Consider the following 24,369-nt stretch of genomic DNA (forward strand, 5'->3'; position numbering starts at 1 on the left):
TGGTTTAACCCATATAAGGCAAAAGAATGTTAAAGTGAACTATCGCGCCATGGCAGGCAGTTCAAGGTCGCGTTTGATCATATTATCGCGATTAGCCATTTCCCATGCTGTATAAAAAACGAGGTCGGCGCGCTTCTTCAATAATTTGTAATTGATCTTGTCTGGCGTATCAGTTGGTTTATGGTAATCGGCCTGAAGCATTCCATCATAATAAAATATAACAGGTACACCTTTTCTTGCAAAGTTGAAATGGTCGCTCCTGAAATAGATCTGGTTGGGATCGGCGGGGTCATTGTATTTGTAATCGAGGCTTAATTTCACATACTTCTTATTCACCATTTCGCTTATAGGCTTTAATTCAGTACTAAGCTTATCATCCCCAACCACATAGATATAGTTCAGGGTATCAGCTGACTTTCTCTCGGTATCAACTCTTCCGATCATGTCAATATTCAGGTCTGCAGTAACCTTATCCATCGGTACTGGTGAATTTTCACTGAAATATTCAGAACCCCAGAGACCCTTCTCCTCTCCACTTACAGCCATTACCAGAACATTCCTGCGTGGACCGTTGCCACCGGCCCTGGCCATGGCAAAAGCTTCGGCGATTTCCATTATACCAACCGTACCGGAACCATCATCGTCGGCACCATAGTAAATGACGTCACCTCTTTTACCGAGATGATCATAATGTGCCGTCAGGATCAGCCATTCATCTTTTTTGTCAGAGCCCTCAATATATCCGAGCACATTAGTGCTTTCAAGCTGGCTAACCTTCTTTTGCAACTCAAGCATTGTATTAGCCTTAAATACAGCAGGTGCAATGGCTGCATCTTTTCCCTTTGCGATCATGTCTTTCAGGCCTTCACCTACAATTGCTGTTGCAAGGTCTGTTGAAACAGTAAACAGACTTGCGGGTTGTTTGTCAGCATACAGATTCGTATACATATTGCCGTTGGGCTGTAAAGCCTGTCGCGGAAAACCATTACCAATAATGATAATAGCTGAGGCGCCTTTACTCATGGCATTATTATATTTTCCATAAAGACCATTAGGAGCACGCCATCCACGCTTCGTTGTTTTGTAACTTGAGGGTGCACCGTCAAGCAGAAGAACTGCCTTCCCTTTTACATCTATTGATCCGTAATCATCAATACCTGCATCGGAATCAACGATGCCATGGCCCGCAAATACAACTTCAGAAAAATATTGGCTTCCCGGTCTTGTAAGTTGCAGAGTTGGCTGAAAATCCTTGTTCAGATCAAATGCTTTGCCGTTCACAGTTAGCGATGCATTGATCAGTGAATCACGAAATACCGGAAAAGTTTGTTGGTAACTTCCATTATTGCCAGGGAGCAGACCTATGCTTTTAAAATGCTGCTCGATGTATGCAGCTGCTTTACGCTGGCCTTCGGTGGCGGTTTCGCGACCCTCCATTTCTGCACCAGCAATAACGTAAAGATGTGCTTTAAGCTCTGCCTCTGTTATGGTTGCTGCAATTTTCTCAACCTTTACCTTTTTTGGCGACTTTGCCTTTTTCTGAGCAAAGCCCATTGTGGCCGGAAACAGCGCCAGCAGTAGAAAAAATTTTCTCATGTGTTTTAAAATGAATTATCTGTTATGGAATGATTACATGCAGGCCATCTTACCAACCCTTGTTCCATGACGGCCACCTTCAAATGAGGTATTGACAAAAGTCTCAACCATTTGAATGGCATATTGCAATGCAACGAAACGAGCGGGAAGGCAAATTATATTAGCATCATTGTGCAAGCGTACCAGTTTAGCGACTTCATGATCCCAGCAGAGGCCTGCACGCACGCCCTGGTGCTTATTTGCAGTAATGGCAACACCATTTGCACTACCGCAGATCAGCACTCCAAATGCAACTTCGCCGGCTTCAACAGCGGCTGCAGTGGGGTGTGCATAATCAGGATAATCTACGGAATCGGTACTACGGGTACCAAAGTCCCTAACCTGCCATCCCGCCAATTCAAGGTGCTTCTTAATGGCTTCCTTATACTCGAAGCCGGCATGATCGCTTCCAATGGCAACTGGTAACTGCTTAGAGAAATCTGACATCAGGATGAATATTTTGGTGGATTCAAATTTCGGATTTATTGCCGGCGTTTCAACTCCATTCCTCAGGAAGGTTTTGTTCAGCAAGATCTTCTTTGTTTACCCTTGCAGCAATGCTTATGCTTATTTCATATAGAAACCAGAGTGGAACTGTTACTATCAGCTGGCTGATGACATCAGGAGGAGTAATTACCGCGGCAATAATCAGTATTATCAATACAGCAAACTTGCGATATGTACGTAAGAAGGAAGCAGTCACAATACCCACCTTGGCAAGGAAATAAACTACCAATGGTAATTGAAATACAATGCCGGTGCCTAAAACAAGGGATACTATATTGTCGATATAATTACTAACTGTAAATGTGTTCTGGATATCAGGACTTAATGTATATGCGGCAAAAAAGTTGACGGTGTAGGGAGCAATCAGGAAATATCCGAAGGCAACACCTGTAAAGAATAGCAATGAAACCCAGAAGATAACTCCGCGTGTTCTACTTAATTCCTTATCGGTAAGCGCGGGCCTGATAAAACGCCAGAACTCCCAGAATACATATGGGAAAGCCACTATCAGTCCGCCCACAAAAGAAATAGTAAAGCTCATCATGAACTGGCTGCTCATTTCTGTACTGATCAGCTTCAGGTTGATTTCGGCCAGGCACATGGCATCGCCAAGTCCAACTTTGTGACTAAACCAGCAGAGAGCTTTGTATGTAATGAAATCTTTATTTGTTGGGCCCATCACAACCCGTCCGAAGAAAAAATCCATGTAAACAAATACTATAATTGCTCCTACCATGATGGCAAGTAAGGAGCGCATTATGTGCCACCGTAGTGCTTCCAGGTGATCAACAAAAGACATCTCAGCTTCGGTTCCCGACTTTCTTCTGAACAATGATTTGGCCATACTTTAAGTGTTCTGTACTAATTATCAGCAATAAAATAAGCGTATATTCGTTTTAATCGTAATTCCACACCAAAAAACCTGTATCAATGAAACGTAATACAATGTACTACGATACTCACGCTATCAAGATCAACAAGGATAGCTATCGACCCGGCATACATCTTTTCCGTTTTATCAGATACATCTGGTGCGTTCTATTTAAGGGTGAATCACCCATTGAGAACAGGCCAGGTTATGCCAGACGGTCGGCAAGATACTAACCCAAATACATATCTGGCACTTACCTCTGAAACCACTTTTTGTATGTGCCCGTCCCCGCCTGCACCGGCGGGGCTTTTTTATTAGCTGAACAGGTACTCTACATCCTCTCGTGTGAGGTTCTTCACAAATCCCTCGTCATCGGCAATCAGGTCGCGCGCCAATACTCTTTTCCTGTCTTGCAATTGCAATATCTTATCCTCAATGGTATCCTTGCAGATCATCCTGTAGGCAAAGATGTTTTTCGTTTGCCCAATGCGGTGAGTTCTGTCGATAGCCTGTTGCTCAACGGCAGGATTCCACCAGGGGTCAACAATATATACGTAATCGGCTGCCGTAAGGTTCAAACCAACCCCACCAGCTTTAAGTGAAATAAGGAAAACACGGCAGTTATCATCTTTCTGGAACCGCTGGATAGCCTTTTCGCGATCGATGGCAGATGTGCTCCCGTCGAAATATTCATAATCAACCCCAAGCTCTTCCAGTTTTTTCCGTATAAGCGCCAGCATTCCCAGGAATTGGGAGAATACGAGGGCCTTGTGGTTACTGATATTCTCACTGATCTCGCGACCCAGTTCTTCCAGCTTGATAGAATGGTTTTCAAACTTATCCTGTTCATTCAGTATGGCGGGAGAATCACAGATCTGGCGAAGTTTCATCAATCCCTGTAAAATGGTAAGCTGAGATTTCTGCATTCCCTGTGCTTCAATGGTGCCAAGGATCTTATCGCGGTAATCATTACGATATGCATCATAGATTTTACGCTGCTCATCTTCCATTTCACACCAGAGAATGGTTTCCACTTTCTCGGGAAGATCTTTTGCCACCTGTTCCTTTGTACGGCGCAGAATAAAAGGGAAAAGTATTTTGCGGAGATGGTCCTTCCGGTCGGGCTCGCCAAATTTATCAATGGGGATAGCAAATTCCTGTCTGAAAAACTCCATACTTCCCAGCATACCCGGATTCAGGAAGTTCATCTGGGCGTATATGTCGAAAGTATTATTCTGCAACGGAGTACCGCTCATGCACAAACGATGTTTGGCCTTCAGCAGAGAAGCTGCTTTTGTAACCTTGCTTGCCGGGTTCTTGATAGCCTGTGATTCATCAAGAACCACATAGTCAAAATCCATTTCCACCAGCATTTTAATATCACTTCTCAGTGTACCATAGGTGGTGATGATAACATTCTTTTCAGCGAGCATCGCTTTATTACGAGAGCGCTCGCCACCATGATGTATATGCCAGGTAAGGGTTGGAGTAAATTTCCGGATCTCGTTTTCCCAGTTGAACATTAGGGTGGTGGGACAAACAACCAGTGCTTTCAATTCATGGTGTGTATCGCGGTAGTGCTGCAGGAAGCTCAATGCCTGCACTGTTTTACCAAGACCCATATCATCAGCCAGGATTCCCCCCCAATTCACTTCACTCAGGTAATTGATCCACTGGAAGCCGAAGGCCTGGTAAGGCCGTAAAATGGGCAGCAGGTGCTCTGGCGGCATCACTTCGCGGATACTTTTGAAGCCGCGCAGCCGATCATATTTCTCTTCCAGTTGTATGAACAACTCTTCTTCATTGCGCTCATTGTAGAGTTCATCAATGACGCTCATATGGTATTTGGAGAGACGCAGACTCTGAGCTTTCCCTTCACCGATACGAAACAATAATGAATACTTCTTGATCCACTCTTCCGGTAAAATTCCAAGAGACCCGTCTTCCAGTTGAACGAACTGCTGCTTGTTAGCCAGCGCCCTCTTCACTTCTGCAACAGTCACTTTCAGGTCGCCAAAAACAATATCCACTTTAGCATCAAACCAGTCAGTATTGCTGCTGATCTGTATCCTGGTTTGTGGCTTTGCTGTATTAAATCGAAAATTGCGGAGTGCTTCAAATCCGAATACAGGCACTTTCATATCTTTCATGGCATCCACAAACAAGAAAAACCAGTTATTGCGGAGTACATCTGCACCCTTCAGGACAAGGTTCTGTGAGCCATCGGGACGGATAAAATTGGAATGTAAGGCCTCAAGCTTCTGCAGAAATTGAGACTCAACTTCTTTGTTTCTATGTACGATCATTACCTTATCGCCGTCCGGAACAATGATCTCATCCTTATCGCCTGGTTTGGTTTCAAAGCCTTTATAGGAGAATATGGGCTGGAACACAAGGTAATCGCCCTTTTCCTGTAGCATCAGGATACGCTCCGGGTCTCCATCTTTATAAGATGATATAATGGCAGCATCAAATTCAACATGATAATGTTTTGCCAGCGGCAGAACAAGTTGTTTGAGCTGCATCTGCCAGGTGCTTTTCGTAATTGTGATACTTCCCTTCGGCATGAAGGTTTCCACGCGGTTCACATCTTCCTCATTACGCCAGCAGTAAAGATTTTCGTTAAACAGGAAAAGAAGGTTACTGTTGATCTGGTTATCGGTAAGTTTCAGTTCCTTTCCATTGATCTTTACATAACAGGTAATCTCATATTGGGTCTTCTTCTGTTGTACCCGGAAATAAGGAACAAGTGGCTCAGTCACTATTCCGATAGACTGCAGGTTATCGGTCTTGAAAACCTTGTTGGGCGGAAGCATATAAATAAATGGGCTATCTGCCACCTCATTCATTAGTTTCCGCAATTTCGGCTGCATATACTCAACCACCAGGTGTTTGGTTTCTGCGGGAAGATCATCACTTTCATGATGAATAATATTTTCCCAGATACCGCTAAAAGGGGAATTCCTGTTCAGATATTTGGTAAGTTCTGTTTCCTGCATCCTGCGCAGCGCCGGAATAAGGGCACGATCCGACTCCGGGTATATTTCAGCATTTACATATTTGGTCAGGTCTATTTTTTCAACTTTCCCGAGTAGCTTTTGCTGTTGTTCATCTGCTTCTCCCTGTACAGCCTCCAATAAAAATCCAGGATATGAACGAGGCTGAAGATTTAAAACAATGCCGATTCGTTGTGCAGTAGCTTCTTCCTTATCATTTTGTTCCTGCTCAGCTTCTTCAGTCAGAACAGCAACTTCTACCGGTTTAGGTTTGTTAGCCTGTAAAGGATTGATCCGTTTAATAGCATTATCAAGCACCCTGAGAAATGGTTTACCTTCCTTATATGCAAACTCAAATTTACCTTTCAGGTCGTCATTAAGGCTATATCCGTAGGCTTCCAGTAATTTATTCTTCTCTTTATCCCAGTTCCGGATCGAATCAAAATAGTTAGGGCCAAATGAGTTTAGCAGCTGAAGAAATACAATAACCTTTGGCAGGCAGAGTGGATGTTTTGTATCTACATAATCACAACTGGTATCGAAATTGCGTTCCTCATTCTTACGGATCACCACTTTATATTGCCGGCCATCCAGGTCAACTGTAGCCTTCACCACTTCGTCAGCGGCCGATTCAATATTTGCCTTTGAAGTGCGTAAATATTGTTCCGCTTCATTATATGTTTCCTGTCCACTCAGGAGCCGGATAGTTTTTAAATCGATGGACTTCATCTTTATGACCGTATGGCGTTGGTCATAAACAACTTCTTCGGCCAATAAAAGGTTTTTATCAAGCAGTTCCTGTAACTGTATTAATGCTGCGGCTTCATGGCGACAGATATCGCCCAGGTTATAAGGGCAGCTGCATCTTACGGATAAACTTTTGGGGTCGGAGAATTTCTGAACATACACCTTATAGAATGTAGCATAGCTGTCATCCTTTACCCTGAAGGTAACAGAGCCTAATAATTCATCATATTCTACCAGTTCAACATAGCCGATGGCATGGATTTTTTTTCCTCTCCTGATAACTTCATCGGTTCCATTGGTATAAACATATTTAATAAGGTGCGGTAAAGCCATTCGTTTATTCTTTTATCCGGACTGCAGCTTGGTTGCGGGCAGGCCAATCTGCAAAAGTAACGGAAAGAGTGGCAGATAACCATATTAATTATTGTTTTTACGGCATGGTATTCGCCTTCGCAATGATACCTTTGTTACTAAAGAATTGATCTCTATGAATCTTTTTCTCCGAGTTGCCATTGCAGCTAGCATATTGAGCACTTACCAGACACAGGCACAGAAGCTGAAAAAATCAGATAAGCTTGTGATCAGCCACTTACAAAAACATGTTAAATACCTGTCAGACGACAAGTTGGAAGGCCGCAGAGCCGGCACTCCCGGGGAGGAATTGGCAAGAACATATATTAGTAACGAATTCCAGAAAATCGGATTAATGCCAAAAGGTGACAAGGATGGCTGGTTTCAGTCATTCCCCATAAATGATGGAAAGGATTATTCGGCTGATAGTTACCTCTTCATTGATGAGCACGAGATCAATAAGAAAGATTTCTTCCCCTATGCATTATCTCCCGAAAAAATCATTGAAGCGATGCCTTCCATTGCATTAAGGGAAGAGGGTGTTCCATGGTTTCTGGATCTGGGGGCCGAGAGGGAAGCAAACAAACATAACCCGCATTTTGACCCAGAGGCAAATATTCTCCTGAAGGCGAAGGATGCTGCTGAAAAGGGAGCTACGGCATTATTGCTCTATAATGACAGCAGCCAGGTTTTCAACCCCAAGCAAAAAGGTGATCAACTACCCATTCCCGTGATCTTTGTATCTGAGAATGTATCCAAAAAATATTTTGATGATGAGACAGCTACACTTGAAATCAAAATGAAAACAGGTTTCCGGAATATTGAGCGGACGGGTAATAATGTAATTGGCTACATTAACAACAATGCAACTTATACCGTGATTATAGGAGCTCATTATGATCATCTTGGTTATGGTGAAGATGGCAATTCCATGCTTCGCACCAATGAACGTTTAATCCATAATGGTGCCGATGATAATGCCAGCGGAACGGCAGCGCTTATTGAACTTGCGCGGAAGTTGAAAATGGAGAAGAAAAGTAGTGCTAATTATTTATTCATTGCCTTTTCTGCTGAAGAGCTTGGGCTTTTTGGATCAAAATATTTTACCGAAAATGCTACGATTCCTCTAAACCAGGTGAGCTATATGATAAATATGGATATGGTTGGACGGCTGAATGATAGTTCCCGAACGCTTACAGTTGGTGGAATAGGCACATCACCCTCATGGGCCTCAACCTTTAGCTCTATCAGTGATACCCGGCATTTCAAGATCAAATTCGACAGTAGTGGTACAGGCCCCAGCGATCATTCATCTTTCTATCGGAAAGATCTTCCTGTATTATTTTTCTTCACCGGACTACATACCGATTACCACAAGCCCGGCGATGATGCCGAAAGGATCAACTATGAAGGCCAGTTCAGAATTCTCCAGCTCGTTGAAAATGTAGTAAAGAAAACAACTGGCCAGAACAAACTTGTATTTACAAAAACACGTGAACAGCAAACGGGTACATCTGCAAGATTCAGTGTGAGCCTTGGCATCATGCCCGATTACAGCTATAGCGGAAACGGTGTAAGGGTTGACGGCGTTAGCGATGGCAGACCTGCAATGAAGGCTGGCATTCAAACCGGGGATATTATTCTTCAATTAGGTGAACACCTGACCAGCAGTGTGGAATCATATATGCAGGCTCTTTCCAAATTCAAAAAAGGCGACAGCACTAATGTGCGTTATAAAAGGGGAGATAACGAGCTTTCTGCCGATATTCGTTTTTGACAACCGGGATAAATATGAAATTGAAACTTGATATGTCCGGTGCGGCAGATGATTTTTTCTGCGATGCTCATTTGCTGGGCATCGTTGCACCAATCCGGGACTATCAATTCTGCTGGCAGCTAAACCAACGGTTTCGTTTTCAGTTCAGGGTTAATAATGACATCGAGATACAGATGAACAAAAAGAACCGCAACTACTATTTTCCAATTTACCAGTATGCAGAACCCAACCAATATTTAACCCACTACCTGTACAAGAATCATCATGATGGCGAGTATCTGTTGCCTGAGTTCAGACACCTGGATTTTTTATGGCTGATCAAAGGTGATGATGTAACTGCAACATTCATAGCAGAGATCATCCAGAATATCCGTGCAATCAATGCGGTTCAACTGGTAACCGAACTTACCAATGAAAAGATCAGGCATAAAGAACACCTGATTTTCTAGTCCAACTTAATTTGCCGAAATTGAGGGATGCTTCAAAAATTCCGTAATAGTTTCAAGCAATACGGGGCTCTTAACTTTCCGGTAGTGTTGTTGAAATCCGCTTTACAGAAATTTTCCATTTATATAGAATCATTCATTGTTTATGGAAAAAAGCTGAATAGCATCCGGTCATTGAATAGTCCCACTGGTTACCTGATCCGCGAAATTGATCTGGAAGCCCTGAAGAATGCTGGTTCCATGCATTTTAATGATAGTAATATCAGCAGGTTTACCGAACGTATCAACAGCGGGGGATATTCTGTTTTTGGGGCATATAAAGGGGACGACCTGGTTGCTTATGCATGGATGTCAATGGAATCAATTGAATTACCCGGTTTTATTAGGAACCACGGGCTTGTTCCTGATGAAGATGAAGCCTATCTGCTCGATGCATTTTGCCTTCCTGAACACAGGGGGAATGGATTGCAGAAAGTATTGCTTACAGCGAGAATGAATAAGGTTTACCAGGAAGGAAAGGGGAAAGTGATAACCATAGTTAGAAAGGAAAACCTCTCATCGCGTACAGCAATTCTGAAGAGTGGGTTCAGGGCTGAAAGAAAATTAATATTCCGAAGAATAGGAAATAACCAACAATTTCTACAGAAGTCAGTCAGTTCTTTTAATCAATAAAAATATTTTATGTGGAACGAAACAGATGATCAACTCTACAGAAAATTTGAGTTCAAAGATTTTTCAGAAGCATTCGCCTTTATGACAAGGGTTGCGCTTGAAGCAGAGAAGATGGACCATCATCCAAAATGGACAAATGTTTGGAACATTGTGGAAGTATGGCTGCGCACCCATAGTGCTGGTAATATTGTAACAGAAAAGGACAAAAAGCTTGCTGCTGCAATTGATAAAATATACAAGTCGTCTTGATCGTTACTGCACCATTATCCTTTTGTCTCCGGCTAATGTCATTCTCCCTATGGGTTCCAGGTACTGAATGAGACCGGCTTCTGACAACTCTTCACGCACTTTGTGAGCCATGGCCGGATCAACAGAAATGAGTAAACCCCCATTGGTTTGCGGGTCGGGTAACAGACTGAATGCCTCCATAACATTCACCCCTTTAGCAAAACCCACATGGGTACTGTAACTGTTCCAGTTTCTGAAGGTGGCATCCGGAATAATTCGTTTGGAAATATATTCTTTAACGCCTGGCAGGGTGGGAATTGCAGCGTAATTAATTTCTGCCGACAGCCCACTGCCTTCTGCCATTTCCAGTAAGTGACCCAGTAGTCCAAACCCCGTAACATCGGTCATGGCATGAACACCTTCAATTTTCCCGATTGTTGCACCCAGTTTATTCAGTAATACCAACTGGTCAATAAATGGTTGGAAATGTTCAGGCTCAAGCACATTTCGTTTCATTGCGGTAGAAAGTACACCGGTACCCAGCGCTTTAGTAAGGAATAACAGATCGCCGGCACGGGCAGTATTGTTCTGCTTAAGATCTTTATGGTTGGCAAGTCCATTCACAGACAATCCAAAAAGTGGTTCGGGCGAATCAATGCTATGTCCGCCGGCCAATGGTATTCCTGCTTCTGAACATATCGACCTTGCGCCTTCCAAAACCTTTTGCGCGAGTGAAGCGGGTAATTTTTCTACCGGCCATCCAAGAATGGCTATGGCCATGATTGGTTTTCCCCCCATCGCATAAACATCACTGATAGCATTGGCGGCAGCGATGCGTCCGAAATCAAATGCATCATCAACAATTGGCATAAAAAAATCGGTTGTCGATATCAATGCCTGGTCATTTCCAAGGTCATAAACAGCAGCATCATCTTTGGAATGGTTGCCCACTAATAATGAGGGGAATTTTTGATCGGGTTGTTCTGAGTGAAGAATCTGTTCTAATACCTGGGGTGATATTTTACATCCACAGCCAGCACCATGAGAATATTGTGTAAGAGAATAATTGGTTTCAGACATATCAATTCTGTTTCAGTTGATTCAATAATAATTGCGCATTACGAACATGATCCACAGCAAATCCCTTAACTGTTATTACGGGTGTACCAGGCTCCCGGCTATCGAGGCCTTTCAGGTACCATTTGTCGTAGTATTTCAGAAGGATTGCAAATGAGGACCTGATATCATTTTCTATCAGGCTGTTGATGGCAGTTTTTGTTTCCAGTCCGCCAAGCCTTTTCTGGATCCTCAGGATAGCACCAATAAGTTTATCACGATCTGCTTTGCCATAATCTTTAACGATAAAATCAAGCCGCTCTTCAAAAGGAACATCAAGAAAATAACAGGGAGAGCTTCGCATTTGTTTGTAAAAAGGCTGGGGTATCAAAAGGTTCCCAATCCGGAGGCTTTCATCCTCTGCCCAGATCGCTTTGTCCGCTGTTTCTTTTGTATTATGCCATTGACGCAACTTCATGCCCAGCAGGTTCTCAAACATTTCCTGGGAAGGTTGTTCGGGTTGCCCCAAATGCCCGAATGCAGAACCCTTGTGCATGGCAAGAGCCTCCAGATCTATAATGGGCTCTCCAAGCCTTTCCAACTTCTGAAGAATTTCTGTTTTGCCGGTACCTGTGTATCCGCCAAGAATCTTCAAATCAACGGGTGCTTCAAATTGTTCAAGTATGTGATGCCTGTATGATTTATAACCACCTATAAGGGTATAAACCCTGAAACCATAAAGATCAAGCAACCAGGCTACACCGCCTGATCTCATTCCGCCACGCCAGCAGTGGACAAGTATGGTTTGAGGAACATCATTTGAATTAATTATGGGATTGCTATTTGCCTGCTGAACATGATGAGCTTGCAGGAGTTTCTCCACTTCCTCAAGCATGGGACGCATCTTAGGGCCAAAATAATCCAGTCCAATCTTTATCGCCTGTTCGCGACTTTGCTGTTTATAGGCAGTGCCAACAACCTTACGCTCTTCATCTGTAAACAACGGTAAGGAATATGCGCCCGGTATATGTGCATGGTTAAATTCTGATGGGCTGCGTACATCCAGAACAGGATGACTGGCTGCCAATTCAAGAAACGATTCAATTACAATAGGTTTTACTGCCATGGCTAAACAACAAAGCTGACCTTCAGAAGGCCAGCTTTGAATATTTAAAAGATCATGATTATCTGTTCATGCTTGCGAGGAATTCTTCATTGCTTTTTGTTCCTCTCATACGTTTAAGCAATTCTGACATAGCTTCTTCCGTATTCATATCATTGAGATAAAGTCTCAACAAGTTCATGCGTTGCAGCACATCGCGGTCAAGAAGCAGATCATCTCTCCTGGTTGAAGATGCAACAAGGTCAATGGCCGGATAAACACGGCGATTGGCCAGGCGACGATCAAGTTGTAGTTCCATGTTACCGGTACCTTTAAACTCTTCGAAAATCACTTCATCCATCTTGGAACCAGTATCGATCAATGCTGTTGCCAGAATAGTGAGTGATCCGCCATTCTCGATTTTACGAGCCGCACCGAAAAATTGTTTAGGCTTTTGCATAGCGTTGGCTTCAACACCACCACTTAATACTTTTCCGGAGGAGGGTGCTACAGTATTATGTGCACGCGCCAGACGGGTAATTGAGTCAAGGAGGATCACAACATCATGTCCGCACTCTACCAATCGCTTTGCTTTCTGCAATGCCATAGTAGAAACTTTTACGTGCTTCTCCGCTGGCTCATCAAATGTTGAGGCGATAACTTCCGCTTTAACGCTTCGTTCCATATCGGTTACTTCTTCAGGTCGCTCATCAATAAGAACAACCATCAGGTAACATTCAGGGTGATTAGCGGAGATGGCGTTGGCAACTTCTTTAAGAAGAACTGTTTTACCGGTTTTAGGTTGTGCAACAATTAATCCTCTCTGGCCTTTACCAATAGGAGTGAAAAGATCTATCATCCTTGTACTATAACCATTTGGTTCAGTGAAAAGATTCATCTTTTCAAATGGGAACAGCGGTGTGAGGTAATCAAACGGAACGCGATCGCGCACTTCTTCAGGCGTACGTCCGTTAATTGTTTCAACCTTTAGCAGGGCAAAATATTTCTCTCCTTCTTTCGGTGGGCGAACAGATCCATTTACGGTATCGCCTGTTTTCAGACCGAATAATTTTATCTGAGAAGGAGATACATAAATATCATCGGGAGAGGAGAGGTAATTATAATCACTGCTGCGAAGGAAACCATAACCGTCGGGCATCATTTCTAATACGCCTTCGGCTGGTATCACACCATCGAATTCAATATTGAAGAAATCTCTGTCGCGGCGTTGTTGCTGCATTTGCTGAGGCTGCGACTGGTGGGGTCGGTTCTGTTGTTGTTCAGCGGGAGCCGCCACGGGGGCAGGTTCAGCAGGTTTACGTGTTATCTCAGTAGCCTCTGGTTCGGCAGCAACAGTAGCTGCTTCCTGCGAATCCTGCTTTTCGTTGAATACAGGTTCCGGGGTTGGTTCTTCTGCCTTTTTACGCCCTCTTTTAGCTACGGGTTTTTCTGCCGCGCGTGCAGGGGCTGCATCAGCAACAACATCTTCCTTTTTGGCTATAACCTTTTTAGCTTCCGGCCTTGGTTTGGGCTCTTCCTCGCTCATAACTTCTGCCTCTTCCGTAGAATTAGCTGTAGTTGCTTTAACGATACGTTTTCTCTTATTGGAAGCTCCGGAATCTGTGCCTTTCCCTTCACTGGCAGTAACTGCCTGCTTATCCAGGATCTTGTAAACGAGTTCCTGTTTATCGAGTTTTTTTGCACCGGGAATTTTAAGTTGCTCCGCAATATCGAGCAACTCAGGAACGAGCATGTCGTTCAGTTGCAGAATGTCATACATACTAAGACTTGTGCGTTTTGTGAGATTTCAATCAGCCTTACTTCTTGAAAAATGGAATGAATTATTGATTGGGTGTACTACAAGTGACGAGTTGGTGAGCTGGAAGATGAACTGATCAGCTTGGTTCCAATTGCAATTTTAGGCTAAAAAGGCCATATCCAAAAAAAAATCCTGATATTTTTTGCCGCCACGATCATCTTACCACATTCTCCAAAGGCTTTCCAGCTTCAAAATCCGTGATATTACCCAGCGTGGTAATCGCAATTTGGGTGAGTGCCTCTTCCGTGAAAAAGCCCTGGTGCGAGGTTATTAATACATTAGGAAAGCTTATCAATCGAAGTATATCATCATCATCAATCAATTCGCCGCTGCGGTCATAGAAAAAAAGCTTTTCCTCCTGCTCATATACATCAATGCCCAGATAGCCCAAATGACCTTTCTTTAAAGCTTCAATAACATCGGCAGTATTTATGAGGCCGCCGCGGCTGGTATTGATGAGCATTGAGCCGCGTTGCATTACTGATAGGGTTTCCGCGTTAATAAGGTGATGTGTTTGGTTATTAAGCGGACAATGCAAAGAAATGATCCTGCTTTGTGAAAGCAGGTCAATAAGAGGCAAGTATTCCACTCCCCTTGCTTGCAAATCTTTATTAGGCATAATGTCAAAAGCCAACACCCTACAACCAAAGCCAATCATGATGTTGGCAAATGCCTCCCCTATTCTCCCTGTTCCAATCACACCAACTGTTTTACCGTAAAGGTCGAAGCCATCCAATTTCTCAAGTGAAAAATTGCCCTCCCTGATCCTGTTATATGCCTTATGCGTTTTCCTGTTAAGTGTCATGATCAGTGCAACGGCATGTTCGGCAACAGCATGGGGTGAATAGGCTGGTACCCGCACGATGGTTATCCCTAATCTTTGTGCGGCCTCAAGGTCAATATTATTATAACCCGCACAACGTAAAGCGATAAGTCTTATGCCATGGAGGTTCAGAATTTCAAGAGTATCGGCTTGAAGTTTATCATTGACGAAAACACATACGGCATCTGTTCCCGCCGCCAGGGCAGCCGTTTGGGCATTCAGGGGTGCGTCTAAATATACTATTTCATGCAGGTCATTAAAGCGATTGAAAAACTGCCTGTCATATAATTGGGTTGAAAAAAAAGCTATTCTCATGATAAAAATATTGATGATAAAAATACATATGAACTCCCCAAACTACGAATCGGCTTATCTTTGCCCTCCTTAAACAAAGGATATGTTCAACAAGCGTGTAAAGATAAAAGAGCTGCTTACCTGGAATCCTTCGGGTCAGGAAGTTACAGTAATGGGATGGGTAAGAACCTTTCGCAACAACCAGTTCATTGCACTAAATGACGGGTCAACCAATACCAATTTACAGGTAGTGGTCGCCCTTGGAGAATTTGATGATGAAATTCTGAAACGCATTACCACCAGCGCCTCTTTAAAGGTTACAGGCACTGTAATACCATCACAGGGCAAGGGACAAAACATGGAGCTTAAGGCGTCAGCAGTTGAAATACTCGGCGATAGCGATCCTGAAAAGTATCCCCTTCAACCCAAAAAACATAGTCTGGAATTTTTACGTGAGAAGGCGCACCTGCGTTTCCGAACAAATACATTCGGATCAATTTTCCGGGTTCGTCATTCAATAGCTTTCGCCATCCATAAATTCTTTCACGAGAAAGGCTTTCTGTATTTGCACACGCCTATCATTACCGCCAGTGACGCTGAGGGTGCGGGTGAAATGTTTCGGGTGAGCACTCTTCCATTTGACAATCCACCACGCAATGATGATGGCAGCATTAATTTCCGGGAAGATTTTTTCGGAAAGAGCACAAACCTTACTGTCAGCGGTCAGTTGGAGGGAGAGCTTGGTGCCACTGCTTTTGGGGATATCTATACTTTCGGTCCAACATTCCGTGCTGAAAATTCAAATACTACGCGCCACCTGGCTGAGTTCTGGATGGTTGAACCAGAGATGGCCTTCTCTGATCTGGAAGACAACATGAACCTGGCAGAGGAATTCATCAAATACATCATTGGCTTTGTGATGGAGAATAACCGGGAAGACCTGGAGTTTCTTGCCAGCCGACTTGCTGAAGAAGAAAAACAACTTCCTGCCGACAAGCGTACTGACATGCCACTTCTGGAAAAATTGGAATTTGTTCTTAACAATAATTTCGAACGCATCACATATACAGAGGCAATTGACATTCTGCTACAATCACCAGCATATAAAAAGAAGAAGTTTCAGTATGAGGTGAAATGGGGTATTGATATGCAGAGTGAGCATGAGCGTTACCTGGTGGAAAAGCATTTCAAAAAACCTGTTATCGTCACCAATTATCCAAAGGATATCAAAGCATTTTACATGCGCCAGAACGATGATGGCAAAACGGTAGCCGCAATGGATATTCTGGCACCGGGCATTGGGGAAATTGTTGGGGGATCACAAAGGGAAGAGCGGATGGAAAAGCTCGAGGCGCGCATGAAAGAGATGCACATACCTGCGGATGAACTCTGGTGGTATCTCGACACACGAAGATTCGGAACAGTGCCGCATGCAGGCTTCGGACTTGGTTTTGAACGTATGGTGCTCTTTGTTACCGGAATGGGTAATATCCGGGATGTAATTGCTTTCCCGCGTACACCCAAGAGTGCTGAATTTTAATACTGCCTGGCTAGATATCATTACGGTAAATTAGAGCGGCTTAAGGTAAACATCGCAATCCATTATTGGCTCCCTGAGTCTGTTCCAACTTGAAATAACATGACTCTCCGGAACAGCCACAGAAGCTGGAACAAATACAATTGTTATCTGATTTTGAGTGATCAGCTGGTTTGCCACTTCCACTTGGGCAGGTAATGACAAATAATGCTTCCCTTCTGCGAAATACGCTACATAAACCGATCCGAAGAATTGATAATCGGAACTATCTGGCCATTTTGCCATACGGCTATTCTTATAACGCCCTGCTGATAGCTCCTTTCCTAGCTTATACTCCTTCATGGAATAAAACTTGTAATAGGGCTGTGGTACAAAGAAGTTCGCTTGATTTAAATATCTGAGGAAAACAATACTAATTGCAACTACCGTAAAAACCAGTTTCCAGTTAATAAATGATTGGTTCGAATTTTCCAACCATTGGGTAATCATTTGATCACCCAGATGGGCGAATACTATAAATGAAATCAATACGTTGACCCACAAGTACCGGTCTTCAATGAACAAAAAAAGGTAGCCGGCAATATTTAACAAAAAAAAGAAAAGGAGCTTCAAAAAACTGCTTCTTAAAAAATCCAAACTGGGATTTTTATAAGCGCGGTAGCATGCTAACACTAATGAAACGGCGCCAGCTATGCATAATAACCTTGTACTGGATCTTGTGATTATTATTGATAAAAGATTATGCCATATTACATTGACCTGGAATAGAAAGTTATTCCATGAGCCGAAAGCATTATAATCTCTGAACCCCGAAGCCAGTATAGGATCCTGCCATGCTGTTACTGCTTCGTTATTATTAACTGGTGCTACAAACTCCAGTAAGAACTTCCAATTGTCGTACATCATCCCTCCATGATTAAATCCACCGGAACCGGTTAGCATGAGATAACCATACTTGGAATACAGTGCATATAACCATGGTGAAACAAGGAGGAAAAAACAGACATATACAAGCAGATATTTTTTTATGGCATTCCGGTAATTATCAGGCTCTGAAAAAACTGACTCCAATAATGACCATAGAATCACTCCACTAATAAAATAAAAATTATAGGACTTCACCAGGTATAGTACACCTAACCAAATAGCCGTGATCAAAGGCTTCTGAAGAGTATAACCTTTCAACCAGTAGTACGCAAAAAACAATAATAGGACGGCAGAGCTCAGATCAGGTGAGGTGACATCATATACAAAGCGAAGTATAATAGTTGCAATAACTGAAAGGAAGACGGCCTTCGTATTTTCATGTACGCCGAGAAAATTCAATAAGATCCAGCAGGCAATCATGCCCGCGAAACCAACCAGTATATTATAGATCTTGAAAACAAAAAGCAGTTCAAATTCTGAGTGTGTGAATGGCGCAATTACCCAGGAAAGCATGGGCGACCAATAGGCATTAACGGCATCATAAATATGCCCCATCCCATAGCTTTTGGCAATGCTGAGATAGGAGACCGCATCCAGATTCATCATGTACCTGAGGGGGAAAAAGAAAATTATGGCGATTGACAGGTAACCAGCAAGTATCCATTTCAGGTATAAGGGAATGCTATCTTGAAAAATTAGTTTCTTCAATGGATCCAGTTTTGCTTGATGTCTTCAAATTTTACATTAAACGTAACCAGAGCATTCAGGAGAATTGCAAATATCATGATCTGCATTCCAGCCATTATACCGAGACCGCCGGGTATAATAAGCCGAAATGTATGCATGGGATCAAGATCACCATAGTTCTGCCTGGCCCATTCAATAACTGCAATAAGAGAGAGTGCAAGGCCAATCAAAAAAACAAATCCGCCTATTATAAGTCCTCTTTCAAACCTGAATGCCCTGATCATTTTCTCCTCGAGCATGGAGAGATAATGAAACTGCATTCGATTTCCATAAAAACGAAGAAGGAGATAGAACTGAAGGAGTTGTAAACCCAGCAATATAAAAACTGATCCGAAAAAGAAAGTATGTATGTCGAGGTTGATTGAGGCAATAGTAATTCTGGAAAAGAGAAGCGCGAAAAATAAAAATATACCTGTCACAAGAAAGAGAAGTCCCGGCATTAGCATGAGCCATTTTGGCGAAAGCATAATTATCTGCCTGAATTGTCTCCATCCATCCTGCCAGGTTTTGAGGTGTGGGGCTCTGTTTCTGCCATCCTTATAAAGTTTCACAGGAACTTCTGCTATGATCATTTTCCGATACCCTGCCCTTGCCAGCATTTCTGTGATGAAATCCATACCCCGGGCCTGCATCCCAAGGGAAAGATAGGCGGCACGAGTAATGCCACGGAGCCCGCAATTAAAGTCGCGAAAAGGAACAGCAAAAGATTTTCTACCCATATAGGAAATAACCGGCGTGCCGAGGTACCGATGCAAAAATGGCATTGCGTCTTTCTCTACACCCCCAGTGAACCTGTTTCCAACAACGAGGTCGGCGCCTTCCATCAACTTATCATAGAAAGGTTTGCATTCATCGAAATGATAACTATCATCCGAATCACCGAAAATTATGTGCGATCCTGATGATGCCATAATACCATAATGTAAAGCAGCGCCATATCCTTTCACCGGAACTTGCAGGCATTTGACACCTTCTTCGCGGCATATCTCAATAGATCGGTCGGTGCTCCCATTGTCGGCAATGATAATTTCTGATGGTACCGGTAAAGTTGATAAAAATTCCTTAGCTCTTCTAATACAGGTTGCCAGCGTCAATTCTTCGTTCAGGCAGGGCATAACAATGGAAATGGAGACTGGTATCATCTTACCTGTTTTGTTTCCAAAGAATCAGTTGGATCAACTTTTGCATTGGCAATAGCCTGGTGCCTGATCAACTCGGTAATATGTTCTTCCAGTTTCCTTATCCTGGCATATAAACGCATAACCACATACCAGAATATGAGTATGCATATATAGAAAACAAGGTCTGCCCCTCTTCCCACACCAATTTTGTGGGCTATCTGATTTGTAAGCTCCGGTTGCAGTATTAACAAGATCGCAACTATACCCATCAGGGTTACCAGAACAACACTAAATACTGCTTTCTTCATACGCTGAAAGAAATATAGTGTAATCATCAGCACACCTGTGATCAACAAAATCTGGATACCCGTCATCGGAATAGTTTGTGTAAAACTACATCAAATAAGATACGTATGCTGTTGGCGGATGACTGGCCCTTTTTCCTGCTATAGGCTGAATAGTGTACTGTTACGGGTAACTCCATCCATTTCAGACTATGCCTTTTAATTTCAAGAATAAGCTCGGTAGCGTGTGCCATCCTATTCTCTTTTAATTGGATCTTGCTGGCCGCCTTTCGGCTTAGCGCACGGATACCATTATGCGCATCACTCATCCATAGTCCGGTTAGCATAAAATGAAATATCCTGGCGAAATGGATCAGAACTTTTCTTGTGAATGGCATTTGCGGTGCCTCACCGGCAAATCTTGATCCCATCACTACATCTGCCTTCCCTTCCAATACTGCTGACACCAATGGTTTAATATCACGGGGATCATGTTGACCATCGGCATCAAAACTTACAATAATATCTGCACCCTTCTGTAATGAATACGATATTCCTGTTTGTAATGCTGCTCCCTGTCCAAGATTTACCGCATGCCTTATTATATGGCAACCGTGTTGCTGAATAAAGCTGTTAAGCGGGGGATCTGATCCGTCATCTACTATAACCAATACGTATTCACCAGCGATTCTTATACCATCGATGACCTCGGACAGCGTTTGCTGTTCGTTATAAGCTGGTATGACGATGAATACCCTATTCATTTACCGCTGGTTTAAGATGGGTGATAAAATGTACGGTATTAGAAAATGCTTTCCTGGGCTGAAAGCCATAGCGATCAAGGAATGGGGCTAAGGATTTTATATCCCTTGATGGCAATGATAATACCACAGTTGTTGGCCTTATTAGTTTGATTCTGGAATCTGGTCTCAGGTCGCGAATAAGTCGGAATACTTTAACCTTCTCCTGAGCGGCAAAGAAGGCATCGCCGTAACCAAGTGAGAACAATACAACATCATTCCCATTAGTGCGTCCCTCGTTCAACAATGCCTTATAAGATGACCATCCAGCGGCTGCCCCGTCTGGGAAGAAAGGATCTTCTGTTTTAATCAGCGCTGCCCTTTTAGCAACAATATAAACAGTATGCGTTACCTGGAAAGCAAGAGCCGAAACAAAGGCAATCTTAAGTACCATCTGCACTCCAGGGCGGTTCCACTGACGCATATAAAGCCTCCAGGCAATGGCAAATAGAATTAGCGTAAGCGGGAAAAGAAAATAACGATCTTCTATCAGGTATGACCAACCGCCGCCATCTTCAGTACTGAAATCAATACGGATACTCAATATTATCAGTACCACCATAAAGGGGATGCATATTAGTCCGGATGAAAGAAAATATTGCTGTTCATTGCTTCTCTGTAACAGAAGGTCGTAAGATCTGGTACGGATTATCCAGGAGATGATCATCAAAACAAGAATAATTTCCGAGCTCCTTTTGAGAAAGGAATGAAATAATGAAAAGGCGGTATCAAATAGTATTGAAAACTGCATGCATAAAAATGTTACATGCGTAATAGCCTGCCAGAATAACGGAACCAGGTTGAATGCTTTAGCCGGGTAAAACCCTTTTTTCCATTCTTCCAGATAAGTAAAAGAACCCGTATTGATCTTATTGAAACCAAGATATATTAGAATAGTAAGGCTCACCAATAATGCCATCACAAGGCCCGCCCCAACATACTTATTTTCTTTTTTTCTCCAGCCATTCCATATCAGTAAAACAGGTAAAACAAATAATGAAGTGATGTAGATGTACCTGAAAAGAAATGCAGTGGAAAGAAACACTGCCACAATAATGATATAATGATCAGTAGGCTGATCGAGCCATTTCATGAAGTAATAGACTGCCCATAGAAGACAGGCTGTTGCAATGATATCTGTGGGAAAGGAATAGTACATGCCTTCATACACTTCGGTGGCCTTGAACCAAACAAGCATCATTTGCACCATTCGGGGAAGGCCAATGAATTTTGCCAGCCACCATATTGCTCCGAGGTAAAGAATCACACCGGTTGTTTCTATTACCATTGAACTGGTTATCAGATCACCGCCCGTAATTTTCAATAATGCGGCAAGAATAATACTGTAAAGTGGTGGCCACTCCAGTAACACACGATTCGTTACCTGGTTGATATTATTCAAGTCTACTAACGGTATAGTATAACCATTCCCCTTTGCAAGTTCAAGGGCCGCAACTACCTGCAAGCCACGGTCACCATCAATATAGAGATAGCTCCTTAGCAGAACTGATTTCAATATAACCGCAAGCAGGAATAAAGTCCACAACAGCCATTTATTATCAAAATATTCCTGAAACCGCGATGGGGTGTTGATCGAGTTTCTCATCTTTCAGTGATGCGTTTTTTAAATGCGTCCACCCGCTGATCAACATTGGTGCGGATATTCATATAGAACAGGTTAATATCCCCCACATGATAATTTTTCCTGCGGAATAAGCGACTTCCCGGAAAATCAGGCCAGCTCACCCAGAGCAGGTCTTTATAGATCTGTGCATCATTAACCCGGGGGAAGATTTCATTAAACTTATACAACACAGCTCCACGGTGCAAGGTATCAGGCGCATAGGCGGTGTCGGTAGTCCAGGTAAGAGGATTGGTTACCACTGACTGCCTTGCCGCGGCTGCATATTCGGGTTCATAGCCCCTTCGGAAGGTACGCCAGGATACAAAACATCCCGTTTCAATTGAATCGGCACAGGGCTTTAACTCACTGAAATAACCGGGCTCAACCTGGATGCCAATGATATAAGCTGCTACCAATTGATGCCTGAGCGCTTGCCCTTCAAAAAACTCCTTCAGCAATCGCTTTGTATGGGTGGTACCCTGACTATGAGATGCTATGATCAGGGGTTTCCCTTTATTCTCAAACTTCAGGTAATACTCAAATGCCTTCTTCACATCCTCATATGCCAGCTCAAGAGCCTTGCGCGCATGGACGGTATCTTTTGTATAGTAACTGAATATATGTGCCTGGCGATAGCGGGGTGCATAAACATTGTATCGGTTAAAGACCGATGCCTGGTAAAGAATACTGCTCCTGTCAGTTTTTTTATTCAATTCAACATCAGCAATATTTGCGTTCCACGCAATTACTTTCTTATCGCTATAGGAGGTAGGATGCACAAAAAAAACATCCACAGTAGTATCACGATTAAAACGATCCTGTAAGGGCTGCGGTACACTATCTGAATGGTCGGTCTTGGAGGGGTGGGCAGCCCATGAATCAAGATTGCTGTAATTTACTTCCGACCGGGTTTCTGCGGGTTCGGATTTTGCAACTTTAAATCTTGGTGAGCAGCCATTCAGCAATAGTATGGCCGCAACTACTTTGCCTGTATTTAAAAAGGATTTAACTATTTTCACTCCCCAAAATAAGCACATTTCTAACCGTAAAAACGATGCATATGGCCATTCCTGTTGTAAACCTCGCTGATTTCCTCAGCGGCGACCCTCAATTAAAGCAGCAATTTGTTCAGCAATTGGGCAAAGCTTACGAAGAAGTTGGTTTTGTAGCAGTGAAGAACCATGGCATCCCTGATGACCTTATCGCTGAAATGTATAAACAGGTTCAACAGTTCTTTTCACTTCCTATCGATAGGAAAAAACAATATGAGATCCCGGAATTGGCCGGACAAAGAGGCTATACCTCTTTTGGCAGGGAGCATGCAAAGGGTAGTGATGCGCCTGATCTGAAAGAGTTCTACCAGCATGGTCAAACCGTGCCTGACGATGATCCGGTTAAGGCAGAATACCCCGATAATGTTCTTATAGATGAGGTTCCAGGCTTTTCAGAAACCTTCAATAAGGCTTACCGGGCATTCGAAAAATCAGGAAAGGCATTACTTCAGGCAATTGCTCTCTATCTTGGACTGGATGAGCATTATTTTGATGACCATATTCATAATGGAAATTCCATCCTCCGGGCCATCCACTATCCCCCAATACTTAATGAACCCAAATCAGCCATTCGCGCAGAACAACATGAGGACATAAATCTTATAACCTTACTGGTTGGTGCCAGCGCTGATGGACTTCAGATCCTGACCAAGCAAAATGAATGGGTGGGAGTAACTTCATTACCTGAACAGATAGTAGTAAACGTGGGGGATATGTTACAGCGTCTCACTAATAACCGCCTTCGTTCCACAACTCACCGTGTGGTAAACCCGCCACGTGAATTCTGGCATACGAGCCGATTCTCCATACCCTTCTTTCTTCATCCAAAAAGCAAAATGAGCCTCGCCTGCCTCGAAGGGTGCATAGGCGAGGATCACCCAAAAGCTTATCCTGATGCTACAGCCGGTGAATATCTAGATGAAAGATTACGTGAGATAGGATTGAAAAAATAA

General features: G+C 43.1%; 21 protein-coding genes. 7 read left to right on the forward strand and 14 right to left on the reverse strand.

Features of this window, described 5'->3' with window-relative positions; translation table 11 throughout:
* Positions 1-39 precede the first annotated feature (39 nt).
* The 3 genes from V6M43_RS07955 to tatC are packed head-to-tail and all read right to left on the reverse strand — an operon-like array spanning position 40 to position 2,986.
* On the reverse strand, positions 40-1,596 hold the full coding sequence (locus tag V6M43_RS07955) for a M28 family peptidase (protein ID WP_332734033.1): 1,557 nt from the start codon (positions 1,594-1,596) through the stop codon (positions 40-42).
* A gap of 33 nt (positions 1,597-1,629) precedes the next feature.
* Entirely contained in the window at positions 1,630-2,166 is a 537-nt protein-coding gene (gene rpiB, locus V6M43_RS07960; protein WP_332734035.1) for a ribose 5-phosphate isomerase B, read from the reverse strand.
* Positions 2,132-2,986: a twin-arginine translocase subunit TatC gene (gene tatC / locus V6M43_RS07965; protein WP_332734037.1), complete on the reverse strand. Its 855-nt coding sequence runs from the start codon at positions 2,984-2,986 to the stop codon at positions 2,132-2,134. Before tatC ends, rpiB begins: the two co-directional genes overlap by 35 nt.
* Before the next feature lie 86 nt (positions 2,987-3,072).
* On the opposite strand from tatC, the gene V6M43_RS07970 reads away from it, so the two are divergent.
* Positions 3,073-3,246: a hypothetical protein gene (locus V6M43_RS07970; protein WP_332734039.1), complete on the forward strand. Its 174-nt coding sequence runs from the start codon at positions 3,073-3,075 to the stop codon at positions 3,244-3,246.
* Positions 3,247-3,327: 81 nt separating this feature from the next.
* Here the strand turns inward: V6M43_RS07970 and V6M43_RS07975 are convergent, their stop codons facing one another.
* A complete protein-coding gene (locus tag V6M43_RS07975) occupies positions 3,328-7,089 on the reverse strand; it encodes an SNF2-related protein (RefSeq protein WP_332734041.1) in 3,762 nt (1,253 codons plus the stop codon).
* Positions 7,090-7,243: 154 nt separating this feature from the next.
* On the opposite strand from V6M43_RS07975, the gene V6M43_RS07980 reads away from it, so the two are divergent.
* From V6M43_RS07980 to V6M43_RS07995, 4 genes are read left to right on the forward strand one after another with little or no spacing between them, the layout of a single operon-like run.
* Positions 7,244-8,884, forward strand: a complete 1,641-nt coding sequence (locus V6M43_RS07980) for a M20/M25/M40 family metallo-hydrolase (protein ID WP_332734043.1) — start codon at positions 7,244-7,246, stop codon at positions 8,882-8,884.
* 14 nt (positions 8,885-8,898) lie between these two features.
* On the forward strand, positions 8,899-9,333 hold the full coding sequence (locus V6M43_RS07985) for an IPExxxVDY family protein (protein ID WP_332734045.1): 435 nt from the start codon (positions 8,899-8,901) through the stop codon (positions 9,331-9,333).
* 27 nt (positions 9,334-9,360) lie between these two features.
* The gene (locus V6M43_RS07990) at positions 9,361-10,002 is read left to right on the forward strand and encodes a GNAT family N-acetyltransferase (protein WP_332734047.1); all 642 of its coding nucleotides are present in this window, start codon (positions 9,361-9,363) and stop codon (positions 10,000-10,002) included.
* Between the two features lie 9 nt (positions 10,003-10,011).
* Positions 10,012-10,251: a 4a-hydroxytetrahydrobiopterin dehydratase gene (locus tag V6M43_RS07995; RefSeq protein ID WP_039130101.1), complete on the forward strand. Its 240-nt coding sequence runs from the start codon at positions 10,012-10,014 to the stop codon at positions 10,249-10,251.
* Positions 10,252-10,254: 3 nt separating this feature from the next.
* Here the strand turns inward: V6M43_RS07995 and selD are convergent, their stop codons facing one another.
* The 4 genes from selD to V6M43_RS08015 form a co-directional block, all read right to left on the reverse strand.
* Entirely contained in the window at positions 10,255-11,310 is a 1,056-nt protein-coding gene (selD, locus tag V6M43_RS08000; RefSeq protein WP_332734092.1) for a selenide, water dikinase SelD, read from the reverse strand.
* A 1-nt stretch (position 11,311) separates the two neighbouring features.
* Positions 11,312-12,412 (reverse strand): tRNA 2-selenouridine(34) synthase MnmH, encoded by a 1,101-nt coding sequence (gene mnmH, locus V6M43_RS08005; protein ID WP_332734094.1) that lies wholly within the window; start codon positions 12,410-12,412, stop codon positions 11,312-11,314.
* A 58-nt stretch (positions 12,413-12,470) separates the two neighbouring features.
* A complete protein-coding gene (gene rho, locus V6M43_RS08010) occupies positions 12,471-14,168 on the reverse strand; it encodes a transcription termination factor Rho (protein ID WP_332734096.1) in 1,698 nt (565 codons plus the stop codon).
* A 193-nt stretch (positions 14,169-14,361) separates the two neighbouring features.
* Positions 14,362-15,345, reverse strand: coding sequence for a 2-hydroxyacid dehydrogenase (locus V6M43_RS08015; RefSeq protein WP_332734098.1), 984 nt, complete (start codon positions 15,343-15,345; stop codon positions 14,362-14,364).
* 82 nt (positions 15,346-15,427) lie between these two features.
* On the opposite strand from V6M43_RS08015, the gene asnS reads away from it, so the two are divergent.
* Complete coding sequence (gene asnS, locus V6M43_RS08020) at positions 15,428-16,864, forward strand: asparagine--tRNA ligase (RefSeq protein WP_332734100.1); 1,437 nt, start codon at positions 15,428-15,430, stop codon at positions 16,862-16,864.
* 30 nt (positions 16,865-16,894) lie between these two features.
* On the opposite strand, the gene V6M43_RS08025 is transcribed toward asnS, so the two are convergent.
* From V6M43_RS08025 to V6M43_RS08050, 6 genes are read right to left on the reverse strand one after another with little or no spacing between them, the layout of a single operon-like run.
* Entirely contained in the window at positions 16,895-18,496 is a 1,602-nt protein-coding gene (locus V6M43_RS08025; protein WP_332734102.1) for a hypothetical protein, read from the reverse strand.
* Positions 18,493-19,677 carry a glycosyltransferase family 2 protein gene (locus V6M43_RS08030; RefSeq protein WP_332734104.1) on the reverse strand — a complete coding sequence of 395 codons (1,185 nt, stop codon included), beginning with the start codon at positions 19,675-19,677 and terminating at the stop codon, positions 18,493-18,495. Before V6M43_RS08030 ends, V6M43_RS08025 begins: the two co-directional genes overlap by 4 nt.
* Positions 19,674-20,030 carry a DUF2304 domain-containing protein gene (locus V6M43_RS08035; protein WP_332734106.1) on the reverse strand — a complete coding sequence of 119 codons (357 nt, stop codon included), beginning with the start codon at positions 20,028-20,030 and terminating at the stop codon, positions 19,674-19,676. Before V6M43_RS08035 ends, V6M43_RS08030 begins: the two co-directional genes overlap by 4 nt.
* Positions 20,027-20,704, reverse strand: a complete 678-nt coding sequence (locus tag V6M43_RS08040) for a glycosyltransferase family 2 protein (RefSeq protein ID WP_332734108.1) — start codon at positions 20,702-20,704, stop codon at positions 20,027-20,029. Before V6M43_RS08040 ends, V6M43_RS08035 begins: the two co-directional genes overlap by 4 nt.
* A complete protein-coding gene (locus V6M43_RS08045) occupies positions 20,697-22,346 on the reverse strand; it encodes a glycosyltransferase family 39 protein (protein ID WP_332734110.1) in 1,650 nt (549 codons plus the stop codon). The genes V6M43_RS08040 and V6M43_RS08045 overlap by 8 nt, the downstream gene beginning before the upstream one ends.
* Positions 22,343-23,383 carry a DUF3089 domain-containing protein gene (locus tag V6M43_RS08050; protein ID WP_332734112.1) on the reverse strand — a complete coding sequence of 347 codons (1,041 nt, stop codon included), beginning with the start codon at positions 23,381-23,383 and terminating at the stop codon, positions 22,343-22,345. Before V6M43_RS08050 ends, V6M43_RS08045 begins: the two co-directional genes overlap by 4 nt.
* A gap of 41 nt (positions 23,384-23,424) precedes the next feature.
* On the opposite strand from V6M43_RS08050, the gene V6M43_RS08055 reads away from it, so the two are divergent.
* Positions 23,425-24,369, forward strand: coding sequence for an isopenicillin N synthase family dioxygenase (locus tag V6M43_RS08055; protein ID WP_332734114.1), 945 nt, complete (start codon positions 23,425-23,427; stop codon positions 24,367-24,369).

Origin of the sequence: Flavihumibacter sp., assembly GCF_036676075.1 — a bacterium.
Classification (GTDB): domain Bacteria; phylum Bacteroidota; class Bacteroidia; order Chitinophagales; family Chitinophagaceae; genus Flavihumibacter.

Excerpts from the sequence above, each read along its gene's own strand:
- V6M43_RS07955 (WP_332734033.1), bottom strand. The coding sequence starts at position 1,596 with ATGAGAAAATTTTTTCTACTGCTGGCGCTGTTTCCGGCCACAATGGGC.
- tatC (WP_332734037.1), bottom strand. The coding sequence starts at position 2,986 with ATGGCCAAATCATTGTTCAGAAGAAAGTCGGGAACCGAAGCTGAGATG.
- V6M43_RS07970 (WP_332734039.1), top strand. The coding sequence starts at position 3,073 with ATGAAACGTAATACAATGTACTACGATACTCACGCTATCAAGATCAAC.
- V6M43_RS07975 (WP_332734041.1), bottom strand. The coding sequence starts at position 7,089 with ATGGCTTTACCGCACCTTATTAAATATGTTTATACCAATGGAACCGAT.
- V6M43_RS07980 (WP_332734043.1), top strand. The coding sequence starts at position 7,244 with ATGAATCTTTTTCTCCGAGTTGCCATTGCAGCTAGCATATTGAGCACT.
- V6M43_RS07985 (WP_332734045.1), top strand. The coding sequence starts at position 8,899 with ATGAAATTGAAACTTGATATGTCCGGTGCGGCAGATGATTTTTTCTGC.
- V6M43_RS07990 (WP_332734047.1), top strand. The coding sequence starts at position 9,361 with ATGCTTCAAAAATTCCGTAATAGTTTCAAGCAATACGGGGCTCTTAAC.
- V6M43_RS07995 (WP_039130101.1), top strand. The coding sequence starts at position 10,012 with ATGTGGAACGAAACAGATGATCAACTCTACAGAAAATTTGAGTTCAAA.
- selD (WP_332734092.1), bottom strand. The coding sequence starts at position 11,310 with ATGTCTGAAACCAATTATTCTCTTACACAATATTCTCATGGTGCTGGC.
- mnmH (WP_332734094.1), bottom strand. The coding sequence starts at position 12,412 with ATGGCAGTAAAACCTATTGTAATTGAATCGTTTCTTGAATTGGCAGCC.
- rho (WP_332734096.1), bottom strand. The coding sequence starts at position 14,168 with ATGTATGACATTCTGCAACTGAACGACATGCTCGTTCCTGAGTTGCTC.
- V6M43_RS08015 (WP_332734098.1), bottom strand. The coding sequence starts at position 15,345 with ATGAGAATAGCTTTTTTTTCAACCCAATTATATGACAGGCAGTTTTTC.
- asnS (WP_332734100.1), top strand. The coding sequence starts at position 15,428 with ATGTTCAACAAGCGTGTAAAGATAAAAGAGCTGCTTACCTGGAATCCT.
- V6M43_RS08030 (WP_332734104.1), bottom strand. The coding sequence starts at position 19,677 with ATGATACCAGTCTCCATTTCCATTGTTATGCCCTGCCTGAACGAAGAA.
- V6M43_RS08035 (WP_332734106.1), bottom strand. The coding sequence starts at position 20,030 with ATGACGGGTATCCAGATTTTGTTGATCACAGGTGTGCTGATGATTACA.
- V6M43_RS08040 (WP_332734108.1), bottom strand. The coding sequence starts at position 20,704 with ATGAATAGGGTATTCATCGTCATACCAGCTTATAACGAACAGCAAACG.
- V6M43_RS08045 (WP_332734110.1), bottom strand. The coding sequence starts at position 22,346 with ATGAGAAACTCGATCAACACCCCATCGCGGTTTCAGGAATATTTTGAT.
- V6M43_RS08055 (WP_332734114.1), top strand. The coding sequence starts at position 23,425 with ATGGCCATTCCTGTTGTAAACCTCGCTGATTTCCTCAGCGGCGACCCT.